The organism is Microcoleus sp. OTE_8_concoct_300 (assembly GCF_031383065.1).
Taxonomy (GTDB): Bacteria; Cyanobacteriota; Cyanobacteriia; order Cyanobacteriales; family Microcoleaceae; genus Microcoleus.
Map to the genome: position 1 here is coordinate 1 of NZ_JANMZH010000720.1, position 12,971 is coordinate 12,971.

The 12,971-nt window shown below is 44.6% G+C and carries 12 protein-coding genes; 9 read left to right on the forward strand and 3 right to left on the reverse strand.

Annotation, left to right across the window (positions count from 1 at the left end; translation table 11 throughout):
- The first annotated feature begins 137 nt into the window (after positions 1-137).
- The 6 genes from ACUVJL_RS32495 to ACUVJL_RS32520 all read left to right on the forward strand — a co-directional run bounded on the left by ACUVJL_RS32495 (position 138) and on the right by ACUVJL_RS32520 (position 7,195).
- Positions 138-1,043, forward strand: a complete 906-nt coding sequence (locus tag ACUVJL_RS32495; RefSeq protein ID WP_445249597.1) for a D-hexose-6-phosphate mutarotase — start codon at positions 138-140, stop codon at positions 1,041-1,043.
- A 436-nt stretch (positions 1,044-1,479) separates the two neighbouring features.
- A complete protein-coding gene (locus ACUVJL_RS32500; protein WP_445249598.1) occupies positions 1,480-3,006 on the forward strand; it encodes a phosphomannomutase/phosphoglucomutase in 1,527 nt (508 codons plus the stop codon).
- A gap of 52 nt (positions 3,007-3,058) precedes the next feature.
- Complete coding sequence (locus ACUVJL_RS32505; protein ID WP_333150210.1) at positions 3,059-3,286, forward strand: hypothetical protein; 228 nt, start codon at positions 3,059-3,061, stop codon at positions 3,284-3,286.
- Positions 3,287-4,031: 745 nt separating this feature from the next.
- Positions 4,032-5,498, forward strand: coding sequence for an RNA-guided endonuclease InsQ/TnpB family protein (locus ACUVJL_RS32510; RefSeq protein ID WP_445249599.1), 1,467 nt, complete (start codon positions 4,032-4,034; stop codon positions 5,496-5,498).
- Between the two features lie 12 nt (positions 5,499-5,510).
- A complete protein-coding gene (locus tag ACUVJL_RS32515; protein ID WP_445249605.1) occupies positions 5,511-6,452 on the forward strand; it encodes a M23 family metallopeptidase in 942 nt (313 codons plus the stop codon).
- 206 nt (positions 6,453-6,658) lie between these two features.
- Entirely contained in the window at positions 6,659-7,195 is a 537-nt protein-coding gene (locus tag ACUVJL_RS32520) for a late competence development ComFB family protein (RefSeq protein ID WP_332959798.1), read from the forward strand.
- Between the two features lie 163 nt (positions 7,196-7,358).
- On the opposite strand, the gene ACUVJL_RS32525 is transcribed toward ACUVJL_RS32520, so the two are convergent.
- Both ACUVJL_RS32525 and psb29 read right to left on the reverse strand, forming a co-directional pair.
- Positions 7,359-7,487 (reverse strand): hypothetical protein, encoded by a 129-nt coding sequence (locus ACUVJL_RS32525; RefSeq protein ID WP_445249600.1) that lies wholly within the window; start codon positions 7,485-7,487, stop codon positions 7,359-7,361.
- Between the two features lie 4 nt (positions 7,488-7,491).
- On the reverse strand, positions 7,492-8,205 hold the full coding sequence (gene psb29 / locus ACUVJL_RS32530; protein WP_445249601.1) for a photosystem II biogenesis protein Psp29: 714 nt from the start codon (positions 8,203-8,205) through the stop codon (positions 7,492-7,494).
- A gap of 904 nt (positions 8,206-9,109) precedes the next feature.
- Between psb29 and ACUVJL_RS32535 the strand changes: the two genes are divergently transcribed.
- A complete protein-coding gene (locus tag ACUVJL_RS32535) occupies positions 9,110-9,943 on the forward strand; it encodes an alpha/beta hydrolase (RefSeq protein WP_445249602.1) in 834 nt (277 codons plus the stop codon).
- Positions 9,944-10,059: 116 nt separating this feature from the next.
- On the opposite strand, the gene gcvT is transcribed toward ACUVJL_RS32535, so the two are convergent.
- The gene (gcvT, locus tag ACUVJL_RS32540) at positions 10,060-11,211 is read right to left on the reverse strand and encodes a glycine cleavage system aminomethyltransferase GcvT (protein WP_445249603.1); all 1,152 of its coding nucleotides are present in this window, start codon (positions 11,209-11,211) and stop codon (positions 10,060-10,062) included.
- Between gcvT and ACUVJL_RS32545 the strand changes: the two genes are divergently transcribed.
- On the forward strand, positions 11,136-11,318 hold the full coding sequence (locus tag ACUVJL_RS32545; protein WP_445249606.1) for a hypothetical protein: 183 nt from the start codon (positions 11,136-11,138) through the stop codon (positions 11,316-11,318). The two genes, gcvT and ACUVJL_RS32545, sit on opposite strands and share 76 nt — an antisense overlap.
- 243 nt (positions 11,319-11,561) lie before the next feature.
- Positions 11,562-12,956, forward strand: a complete 1,395-nt coding sequence (locus ACUVJL_RS32550) for an RNA-guided endonuclease InsQ/TnpB family protein (protein ID WP_445249604.1) — start codon at positions 11,562-11,564, stop codon at positions 12,954-12,956.
- Positions 12,957-12,971: the final 15 nt, after the last annotated feature.

Here is a 12,971-nt window from a genome sequence, read left to right on the forward strand (position 1 = left end):
GTTAAAGGCGAATACAAAACGTCGAACGTCGTTAGTATATCCAAGGCGGTAACAAGCATTCATCGGGGGAGAATTCCTCCCCCCCCATCCAATGTAAAGCCGTCCTAAAAGGACGGGGTTTCAAACCCATATTTCTGATGAGTATTGACCAATTAAACACAGACTACGGCATAGCCGGACACCTCACCTTCGCCACCGGAAACGGTGGTTTCCCCATGATTCACATCGACAACGGTCAAGCCAAAGCCTTAATTTCTGTGTATGCCGGTCAAGTGCTATCTTTTCAACCAGCCACCGAAACCACAGACTTGATGTTCGTCAGCGAAAAAGCCTACTATGCCGAAGGGAAAGCCATCAAAGGCGGTATACCCATCTGTTGGCCCTGGTTTGGCCCAGATCCCGAAGGCTTGGGGCGTCCGAGTCATGGGTTTGTGCGGACTCGCCTCTGGAATGTGCTAGAAACAGCCACAACCCCAGACGGCGCCACCAAAGTCACTCTAGGACTCAAGGATACCGATGAAACTAGAGCAATTTGGCCCCAATCCTTTGAACTGGCGATCGAGATTACGATCGGCACCACTCTCACTGTAGAATTAATCACCCGCAATCTAGGCGATCAAGCATTTCCCCTCACCCAAGCTTTGCACACCTATTTCCAAGTCGGCGATATCAACCGCGTGCAGGTTTTAGGTTTAGAAAATAGCCAGTATCTTGATAAAGTTGATGGTGGTGTCGAAAAAACTCAAGTGGGTGCAGTGGTAGTAACAGGTGAAGTCGATCGCATTTATCTTGATATTACTAATGAATTAGTCATTGACGATAGCGCCCTCAATCGCCGTATTCGCATTAAATCCTCGGGTAGTAAATCCGTCGTAGTGTGGAATCCCTGGGTGACAATTTCGGCAAATATGGCCGACCTTGATGATGCAGATTATGAGCGTTTACTCTGCGTAGAAACGACCAATGCAGCTACAGATATTGTGGAAGTTCCCGCTCATGGTGAGTTCCGCTTGCAGGCAATTTACAGCGTTGAACCCCGCTAAGGAATCACAGCTTAATCTCAGCGGTGATGGGTCAAAAATTCCCCGTAAGCTGTTCCACATTTCAATTGGATAGTTGGGGCGTTGCTCAAAGCAACGAGCCAAAAGACTTTGATTGTTTCCTTACATACAATTTAAATGCCGGTTAGCTTATTGGATTCAAAAATTCTGTCACCGTAATGACTAATAATACCGCATCCGAGATTTCTCCCCTCTTTATTTCTTAGTCCGCGAAGGACATAAAGGCGAAGTGAGCGTCGAACCCTCGATCCGCGCACGAAAGTTGGTACGATCGGTTCAACCGCCGACTCCGATCTTTCTATAGGGGTTCTCAAGCGTGGTGAGGTATGGGGGCGAGTCCTATGCCTATGCCCTATGCCCTATGCCCGCGAGAGCACCTCATGTTACTGAGAAAGGCTATACTTACCATCAATATACTATGCAAAACTTCAACTGGACAAAACTTCAAAATGGCTCAGACATTCGCGGTATCGCCCTTGAAGGCGTTCCCAATGAAAAAGTCAACCTCACCCCAGACATTGCGACAATCTTAGGTAAATCCTTTGTCAGTTGGCTGGTGCAAAAAGTCAACAAACCCGCCCCAGAATTAACGATCGCGATCGGGCGTGACAGTCGCCTATCAGGGCCAACCTTAACGCAAGCAGTCATGGAGGGAATCGCCTCAGTTGGTGCCACCGTGTACGACTTTGAAATGGCCTCAACCCCCGCCATGTTTATGAGTACGATTACCCCTGGTTTTGATTGCGACGGCGCGATTATGCTCACTGCTAGCCATTTGCCCTTTAATCGCAACGGCTTAAAGTTTTTTACCGCCAAAGGTGGGTTACAAAAACAGGATATTACAGATATCTTAGCACTAGCCCAAAGCAATAACTTTCAGCCAGCCGCCTCGCCCGGTAACATTACAAAGCATGATTTTATCTCTGTTTATGCTAACCAATTTGTCAAAAATATCCGGGAATCAGTCAATCATCCAGATAATTTTGAGGAACCACTAACAGGATTAAAAGTTGTTGTGGATGCCGGCAATGGTGCTGGCGGTTTTTATGTTGATAAAGTCTTAAAACCTTTAGGTGCAGACACTACGGGCAGTCAGTTTTTAGAACCAGATGGTACTTTCCCCAATCATGTGCCAAATCCCGAAGATAAACAGGCAATGCAGTCAATTTGTCAAGCGGTAATTGAACATAAAGCTGATTTTGGGATTATTTTTGATACCGATGTCGATCGCAGTGCGGCCGTCGATCAAGCTGGCAAGGAACTCAATCGCAATCGCTTAATTGCCTTGATTTCTGCGATCGTATTACAAGAACACCCAGGCTCTACCATTGTCACCGATTCTATCACCTCCGATGGCTTGACACAATTCATCGAACAAGATTTAAAAGGGATTCACCATCGCTTTAAACGCGGCTACAAAAATGTGATTGACGAGTCGATTCGCCTCAATAAAGCCGGACAGGAATCATGGCTGGCGATTGAAACCTCGGGACATGGAGCTTTGAAAGAAAATTACTTTCTGGATGATGGCGCTTATTTGGTCAGCAAATTATTGATTGAATTGGCTAAATCAAAGCTAGCCAATCAATCTTTGCCAGATTTAATTGCAAATTTAAAAGAGCCAGAAGAAAGTGCAGAATTTCGGATTAAACTTAGTGGGGATGATTTCCAAGCCCAAGGATATCGCGTTATTGAGCAACTGCAAAAATTTGTCTCAACGCAAGCAGACTGGAAAATCGTTCCCAATAACTACGAAGGTGTGCGAATTTCCTGCACGTCAGCTAGCGAATCCGGCTGGTTTCTGTTACGCTTATCACTCCACGATCCGGTGATGCCTTTGAATATTGAGTCTAATGTTAAGGGTGGTGTTGCTCGCATAGTGGCTCGGCTTTTAGCTTTTTTCCAAACAATAGAACCCCTTGATTTGTCGGCACTATCGAGCTAAGTTCCACTGTCGTCAGACTATTAGTTAACCAAACCTAAGGAGGAATTTAATCATGTGGCTTTTAATCATAAAATGTTCTGCTGAAAGCTGGGATATCCATTCCAAAGCTTTCAAAGCGATCGCTGCCAAATATCCGGCCACGCCTTCCTCTTCCAAAAAGATGAAAGGCGATGGTCAACGCATCATGGAATATCAGCTTGAGAATGTCAACGATGTAGAGGAATTTATGGAAGAATGCTTGACCTTAGATGGTTTCACTGCTACCTTTGAATCCCTATAATTATAGGTGATAAGATTATAGCAATTCTCAATTTTTATCTCATACCATTTTAGAGGAAATTTTAAAATTGGGAATCAATGCTATTTTGCCAAAAACAGGCTACAATAACTAGAGAGTTGGAGGAAGGTTCTCAGAAAATCAACTGCCAAAAAAGAATTGATTTAACAGCAGAGGATTTAAAAATAAGTCTGTTGTGGTGGCGTGAACTATAGCTAATACCAATTGTTAAAAGTTATGCAACAGTAGCACTGATAAAATATAATCCCATCCGCTTAGAGATGAAGAGTGTTTCTGTTGAAACTTGGTTTCTCCTGGATTGGTGGTGGAAACGGTAGTGTGAGCGTCTGGCTCAAACGGGCTTTCATCCCTGCACTACGGGAATTTTTATTATTGTTATCACGTGAAGTTAAGTATTGATTTAAGTTAGTCTCTCATCTCCAAATCTTTGACCAAGCTTTTTACCTACGGCTGTTTATCTCGAATCATTGCGGATTGCTATAGTTAGCTAGCCAGACGGGAAACCCCACACTATACGGTTTCGGTTAGTGTGGGACCAGAGGCGCGTGAGACTCCTGATTTTACCTATTCATGACCTCACAAGCATAGCGGGCGAGGAATGAACAGGTGGATGACGACATCAAATCACAACCAGTATCTTTATGTGATAAATTAATTTTGTTGTTCGATATAATTATTTAATTGCTTGACATAGTGCAGTATTTTCGGGTATTTTCATACTAAATAAATGCGTAAAGGTCGTGACGCAATGAAGACAACATACCAGTATCAGTTTTATCCCGGTACCAATCAAAAATTGACCCTCAACCACTGGTTGAGAATCTGTCGTTATTGGTACAACAGACAGTTGGGTGATCGATTTGATTGGTGGGAAATGAATCGCACTAAGGTGAATGCTTGTCCATTGATTGCTAGTATCTCTGCGCCTCGCGAAAAGCCCAACTATTACTTGCAAAAACAACAATTGCCCGTCATCAAGAAAGACTTGGTAAAAGTCTTCCATAGTGGCGAGCTACTGGACTTTAAACAGGTAGATTCAACAATCCTGCAAGACGTATCTAAGCGAGTAGATAAAGCATTTGAGCGGTTCATAGTAGGTGACAGTAAGGGTGGAAGATCGGGTAAACCCCGATTTAAGACTGAAGCGGATTATCGAACGATGACCTTCTCTATGGCTAAGGACGATTGGATTAAATTGGTTCGCAAGAATTGGATTTACATCCGATTGCCTAAATTGGGTGTCGTAAAAGTTAGGATGCACCGCTCAATTCCCGAGGGATTTACTGTTAAACAAGCTAGTGTAACCAGAAAGGCTGATGGTTGGTTCATTCAATTGATGCTCGAAGACTCTTCTGTTCCCGAGTTCACACCCGACAAAGTTACCCCAAAATGGGACAACTCAATTGGGTTGGATGCAGTGCTTCATGAAGATGTCTATTTGGCAACGTCTTCAGGCGAGAAGCTACCCTCGTTAAAACCGCTTCGTAGAAATCAAGCCAAGTTAGACAGTATTTCAAGAAAACGAAATAAACGGAAGCGCGGCTCTAAAGCCAGACGCAAATTAGCTAAAAAGGAAGCAAAACAACACCAGAAGATAGGTCGTTCTCGCCAAGATTTCCACTATAAGACTGCTCACAAGCTTGTGAGGTCAGCAGCTAAATTCTTTTTTCATGAAGATTTGAACCTAAAGGGCTTAACGAAGCGGAACAAAGTTAAGCAAGATGATACTGGGGTTTACCTTCCAAACGGTCAATCAGCCTTTGCAGGACTAAACAAGTCTTGGCTAGATGCTGCGTTTGGTCAATTTTTTAAGACGCTGGAATACATAGCAGAAAAAGCTGGAGCAGTCGTCATTCCGCAAAAACCGGCTTATACATCAATGGTTCTCAGTTATCGAAATGAAATTATTTTCACCGATTGCGGTATTCGAGACTATTGGGATGAGCAACATTCTTTGATGGTCGATCGTGACGTGAACGCCGCGATCAATTTAAAGAAACTGGGGTTGGACATTTTCCCCAGTATAAAATGCCGTGGCGGGAATCTTTCTATAGTAGGAGCTATAGATGATAGTACCGCGAAGGAAATTTTGCATACCCTTCATCGGGCTGCAAAGACGCCTACACCACTGGTGACAGCTTGTGTTGGTGTAGGAGTATGTCACTTAAAAATATATCAGCGAGACAAAGGTTAAGGACACGTAGTGATGATAATGAGTGTGAGTCGAGGCAACGGCGGGCTAAGTGCGGAAATAGTTACGGGTCTGATTTTGCGGTGGCGGCAGTTGAAAGCAAACAAGCTAACCGCCAGTTCGATCGGGGGAATTGTTGCTGGTATTCTAAGTTTTGCCCTGCCGGTGCAAGCTTTGCAGGTAGTTGTGACGCCGGCAAATCCCCAACTGGGAGATACGCTGTCAGTAATTATTCAGGTTGACGGTAACGGCGGGGAAACTCCACAAGTTTCTCTACAGCAAAAAAACTACCCCGCATTTCCGATCGGCAACAGCCGCTTTCGGGCCCTGCTGCCGACAACGCCGCTAGAGAAACCCGGTGCCCGCCTTCTTCAAGTCGCAGGTGACGGACAAGTGCAGAACTTAAGCGTGCAAGTGCGCGATCGAGATTTTCCCACTCAATCTATCTGGCTACCTCCGGGCAAAGACACCGAAGGTACAGATGCCGAATTCGATCGCGTAGACGCATTTAAAGCACTGGTGACACCCGAAAAATTTTGGGACGGCAAATTGTTGCGCCCCAACTCGGGCGAAATTACCACTATTTACGGAGTTCGCCGATATTATAATGGAGTATTTGCTCAGGACTACTACCACCGTGGCGTCGATTATGCCGGTGCTTACGGTTCCCCTGTAGTAGCACCTGCTGCAGGTCGGGTGTCTCTAGTGGGACGCGAATCCCAAGGGTTCAAAATCCACGGGAACGTCGTTGGTATCGACCACGGTCAGGGAGTAGCAAGTATTTTGATGCACCTCAGCCGGATTGATGTCAAGGAGGGCGATGTCGTGAAAGCCGGTCAAGTAATAGGTGCTTTGGGGTCAACGGGGGCTTCGACAGGCCCTCACCTGCACTGGGGACTTTACGTACACGGGCAGTCCGTCGATCCTGTACCTTGGCGGCTTCAGGGAGTTGAGTAGCAATTTTTGCAGGTTTTGATGAATTTATCAGTCAATTATGGGGTAAGTTTGTGGCTGGGGTGTGCAGATAACTTTATGGGTTATCAGTATTGAGTTAAGATTTTTATAAAAATTCTCAACTCAACTCTCAAAACTCGAATTTCAAGACGCCAGCAATCGCGTCTTTACAAAACTCTATTAATGATGCCGTTGAGTGGGAAGCATATATGAGTATTGAAAAAATTGTTGAACAAGCTTTGCAAGACGGCTATTTAACGCCGTCTATGGAAGCTGAGGTGGGACGGATCTGCAATACGGCTTCGGAATTGTCGATCGAAGAGTACATGGCTCTCGATCGTCTGATGGGAGCTTTGTTGACCGGCGAAGTTGTGGTTCTGCCGCGCAAACAGTTCATCAATGTGATGGAAGAGTTGGTGCTGAGCGATGCGATCGCTAGGGTGGCCGAAATTGAGGCGACGAGCGACCTGAGTCTGGATGTGGGAGATATTGCAGCTTATGCTTTAAATAGGCTGCCACCTCTGTACGCTACGACGGAAGAGGGAGCTCACTTTCAAAGGGCTAGGGCTAAAGAGCAACTTCACGATTTGATTTCCAAAGAAGTTAACGCCGCGATCGCCCGCAACGTGGACAGACCCGACACCCCAAACCCCACAGCTTTGGGCAAGTCTTCGGGAAACGAAGTTCTTTCACAGCTAAGCACTTGGCTGCAAGCTAACGCCACTAATTTTGAGCCGCAGGCTTAGTATTACACCAACAGCTCTATTTTAGTTAAGTCGATCCCGCTCTATTCAGAAAGCGGGATTTTTAGTTTCCGCAGCCCCCAAGATTCATCTCAAGGCATTCGCCAGATGGTCAAAGCCAGAATAGAAAAACAAAAAATTAAAATTTAAGAGTTTTCTTTATTTGTTACCTCAAATAAAAAATTCCTTCTTCCTTCTTCCTTCTTTTTTCTTCCTTCTTCCTGACATCCGTTACATCCGTTACATCCGTTACATCCGTTACCAAATCCGTTGCCGAACTTCCTTCTTCCTTCAAAGGATTAATTGTTGCTGTCAGAAGAGTCAGCCGAGGGGCCGGCGGTAACTTTTGTCTCACGTTTTTCGCGTTTTTTCCGTTCCGCTTGGATGACATCTTGAAGCACTATTCGCGCTTGGGCCATTTTTTCCAAATTGCTGCGGTACAAATCTAAATCTTTGCTAACTTTGTCTTCTGGGAGGTTCAATGCCGCACTGACTTTGGCGATCGCGTTATTTCGCGTTTCTTGGTCTTTTACCAAGTTAGGGTCAGCTTTTTCTAACAGCGAGAACAAACCGATCGCGAACAAGCGGCTGTACTTAAATTGAGCGTTGCTGGCGATCGCCCCTAAAGACGCTTGCAAATCCGCTGTATCTTCAAAGCTGGTCGAGCTATCGAGCCACGAGAGCAACTCTTGCCCGGAAAGTCGCTCCGCCAAGCTTTCCAATCTCTGAGCGTCTTGCTTGTAGCGATCTGGATCTTCCTCTAGGGACTTGCACAAACCGTTAAAAATCGAAACTCTGTCTGCTTCTGGGGCGTACCCGAGCATGAATCGATCAAAAGCTGTCACCACACCCAAAGCATAAATCGGGTCGTATTGAAAATCGGCATTTGCCAAAAGCAAGTGCATTTCTACCATCAACTCTTCTACCACTCGACGGTAAATTGAATTGATCGGTCGAGTGTGAATCGTATAGAAACTTCGCTTAGTATCTGAAACAGTACGGTTCTTGTTCACCTGAGTCTTATAGATAAATAATTTTGCCTTCTTCGGGGGTGCTCACGGGCGTGAGTAAAGTCGGGGGAGTAGATTTGCGCTCTGGCTGACAAAAATTGCTAGTTTTTTTTTAGCGGTGCTGTCGGAAACCGAGGCAAAATTTTATCAAAAAGATTTTACGCGCGATCGGCAGCACCGCTTAATATGTCGCACTACGAGGGCAAAACCGCTTCTAAAAACCTACAGCAATCTGCAAGTCAAACTTAGCGATTTATGTTTAGCCTAGATCAGATGCTCTAAGCTTCCTGATTGCTCAGGTTGGCCTGATCTTCCCAGTTAGAGACTGCTAAAATTAACAGAGGACTTGAAATATTTGGTTTTTTGATGATTAGTTTGTTTTACACTCCCCAGGTATCAGGCGTGGGGATTCTTGGTTCTGGCGACATACCTTAAAACTATCTATCCTTGCGGCAGTTCTTAGACCAAATATCCGTTCAAATGAACCAAATATTGAGCCTAATTTAGTTAGTCCCAGAGGGCTTTATCTCCCCAAGCGTTCGAGAATTACTTCTCACGTTTCCGTAGGGCATACGGTACGTTTTTAACTTCCTTGAATTTACTTTTCTGGTTTTGGCTTACGTTAGTTAGCCTAGCTGTGTTTTTCGTGGTGTTCGCCACCCACTAACCATTATTGTTTTCCGACCAGTCGTTTGAGATTGGTGTCTCATTTGTATCGGCGGTTATTCTACCTGTGGTATAGTATATTGTATTCTATTTTAAATAGAAGGCAATGAAATTTGAAAAATAGATATTGAGGCCACTAAACGATTAAAACAAAAGTCGGCAATCAATTAAAGCCGTCCTATTAAGAAGGGGCTTTTACCCAATTTTCCGATAAATCTTGGTGAACTATGGGCATTTAGTGATGACTAACTGGAACAAAAAAAATATTAAACGCTTGCTTTTCGGAGAATTTTCGGTCAAACGACTTATGCGATCTATAATTTTTATTTACGCATTTCTGTGTTTTTACGGTTTCTTTTTTTCAGAACGGCTAATTTTCCAACATCCCCCATCTAGCCAGAGTGATAGCATGGAAGTTATCAAAGTTAGCTCAGCTAATGGCGTGAAAATTTCTGCTGTTCATTTTCCTAACCCGCCAGCTAAATATACCATACTTTACAGTCACGGGAATGCAGAAAACTTGGACGGGATTTTGTGGCTGCTCAGAGAGATTCGAGATAGCGGGTTTGCTGTGTTTGCCTATGATTATCAAGGTTACGGCACGAGTCAGGGAAATCCTTCTGAGTATAATACTTATCGTGATATTGATGCTGCTTACAATTATTTAACCCAACAGTTGGGAGTATCTGCAAAGCACATTATTCTTTATGGGCGTTCTGTGGGCGGTGGGCCGGCAATTGATTTGGCGTCGCGCCAAAAAGTCGGTGGTTTGGTGGTTGAAAATTCCTTTGTTTCGGCTTTTCGGGTGTTGACGCGGATTCCGATTTTACCCTTTGACAAGTTTGTGAATATTGATAAGATTGGCAAAGTTCGATCGCCTGTTTTGGTGATTCATGGTAAGGCTGATGAGGTGGTGCCGTTTTGGCATGGAGAGCAGTTGTTTGCAGCGGCGAAGCAGCCGAAATTAAATTTTTGGGTTGATGGGGCAGGTCATAATGATTTGATAGATGTGGCGGGCGATCGCTATGCTGCAACTTTGCGAAAATTTGCTAAGCTAGTAGATGAGTCTTCTTGACCACAATTATGAGCAACGGGCTAGAAGCCCGTTCCACAACAAATACACTTACACTTTCTTGTGAGCCGTTGCTCTGAGCAATGCCCCTGAATTAATGTAATGCTCACCTACTTAATTTAACTAGGTCGGTTTGGCGATCGATAAAAGGGTTTTTTCACCACACTAGCCGGATAGTTTTTCCCGCGAATCTCGATTTCTAATTGCTGACCGATTTTCGCTAATTTTGCCGGAACAAGCGCGAGGGCTACTGGTCGATTCAATGTAGGCGATAATGTACCGCTAGTAACTTCTCCTACTGTTTCGCCTTCAAATATTACCGGATAGCCGTGGCGCGCAATGTGCCGCCCCTGCATTTCTAACCCTACCAACCGCTTTGATACTCCACTCGCTTTCTGCTGTTCCAAAACCTCGCGACCAATAAAATCGCCTTTGGTGTCTAGGTGAACTACCCAACCCAATCCAGCCTCTAAAGGCGTGATATTGTCGTCGATATCTTGACCGTAAAGAGCCATTGCTGCTTCTAAACGCAAGGTATCTCTGGCACCCAAACCGCAGGGTACAACGCCAGCATCTAACAATTTTCGCCACAGTTCTTTTCCTACTTCGGCATCCACCATGATTTCAAACCCATCTTCGCCGGTGTAACCTGTTCTGGCGATAAAACTCGGCTGTCCCAACAGATTTGTTTCTAAGTGACCGAATGCCTTAATTGGTGCGAGGTTGTCTTCTACAAAAGGCTGGAGATACTTGAGAGATTCCGGCCCTTGAATTGCAATTAAAACTTTATCTTCGGAGATGTCGGTAAAACAGAGTCCGCTCAATTCTAAGTGAGTGGTGAGCCATGCTTTGTCTGGGATGCGAGTGGCGGCATTGACAATAATTACTGCACGTTCTTCGCTAGTGATAGCGTCGGGTTCTTGGCAGTAGAAAATAATGTCATCTAAGATGCAGCCTTTGGCATTTAGCAAGACTGTATATTGAGCTTGACCGGGTTGCAGGCGGCTCAAGTCTGAGGGTACTAGGGGTTGAAATTTTTCTATTAATTGTTTCCCTCTCAAACAAAATTTTCCCATGTGGGAAATGTCGAACATTCCTGCTTGCTGCCGTACTGCTTGGTGTTCGCTGCTGATGCCTGCGTACTGCACCGCCATCTCCCACCCGGAAAAGGGCACCATTCGGGCTTTGAGTTCTAATGATAGGTCGTACAGAGGCGATCGGGCAAGTTGGCTCGGGCTCTCTGGATTGTTGGGTTCAGTTGACTTTGCCACAGGTAGCGTGTTGGTTGTGGGTAGACTGTTTTGATTTTACGGGAAAATTGGTGTTCGCGGTACAAGTCGCGATCGAAATTAAGGACACGCCCATGCTGTTTAGCTGACCAGACGGGAATCCCCACACTAATCGAAGCGATATAGTGTGGGATGAAAGGCGTGTGAGGTGAGGATTCCACCCGTTGACCAATTCAATATACAGTTTTGAACCGTGAACGGGTGGATGACAAGACGAACAACCTCTTTATTTAATAAATTAATTTTACTGTTCAATATAATTATTCAATTGCTTGACAATGTATAGGATTTTCTGGTAGTTTCGTTAATAAATGCGTAAAGGTCGTAACGCAATGAAGACAACATATCAGTATCAGTTTTATCCCGACATCAAGCAAAAGCTAACTCTTAACCATTGGCTAAGGATTTGCCGTTACTGGTATAATCGCCAGCTAGGCGATCGTTTTGATTGGTGGGAAATGAACCGCACTACTGTAAATGCTTGTCCGTTGATTGTTAGTATCTCGGCGCCTAGGGAAAAACCAAACTACTACTCACAAAAACAACAATTGCCGATTATTAAAAAGGATTTGGTAAAAGTATTTCATAGTGGTGAGCTACTAGATTTTAAACAGGTAGACTCAACCATCTTGCAAGATGTTTCTAAGCGAGTAGATAAAGCCTTTGAACGGTTTATCGCTGGGGACAGCAAGGGTGGGCGATCAGGTAAACCCCGATTCAAGACTGAAGCGGATTATCGCACAATGACTTTTTCGACGGCTAACAGTGATTGGATTAAACTGGTTCGCAAGAATTGGATGTATGTTCGATTGCCAAAGTTAGGTGCCGTAAAAGTTCGGATGCACCGCTCAATCCCTGATGGATTTACCATCAAGCAAGCTAGTGTTACTAGGAAGGTTGATGGTTGGTTTATTCAGTTAATGCTTGAAGATGCTTCTGTTCCCGAATTCACTTTTGACAAGGTTAACCCTACATGGGATAACTCAGTGGGTTTGGATGCAGTGCTGCACGAAGATGTTTATTTGGCAACGTCTTCAGGTGAAAAGCTACCCTCGTTAAAACCACTTCGCAAAAATCAAGCTAAGTTAGACCGTATTTCGAGAAAGCGGAACAAGCGGAAACGAGGCAAAGCAGCTAGGCGCAAATTAGCCAAAAAAGAAGCTAAACAGCACCAAAAAATAGCTCGTTCTCGTCAAGATTTCCACTATAAGACGGCTCACAAGCTTGTGAGGTCAGGCGCTAAGTTCTATTTTCACGAAGACTTAAATCTCAAGAGCTTAACAAAACGGAATAAAGTTAAGCAAGATGATGAGGGGACTTACCTACCGAACGGTCAATCAGCCAAATCAGGACTAAATAAGTCTTGGTTGGATGCTGCATTTGGTCAATTCTTTAAGACGCTGGAATACATAGCCGAAAAAGCTGGATCAGTCGTCGTTTCGCAAAAACCTGCATACACCTCAATGCTTCTGTGCTATCGGAATGAAATTGTTTTCGCAGATTGTAATATTCGAGAATATTGGGATGAACAACATTCTTTAATGGTCGATCGTGATATAAATGCCGCGATTAACTTGAAGAAACTGGGGTTGGACATTTTCCCCAGTATAAAACGCCGTAACGGGAATCTTTCTGTAGTAGGAACTATGGATGACAGTACCGTGAAGGAAATTTTGCATACCCTTCATCGGGCTGCAAGAAGCCCACATCATACTGTACTCAGTTGATGTGGGAGATGTCAC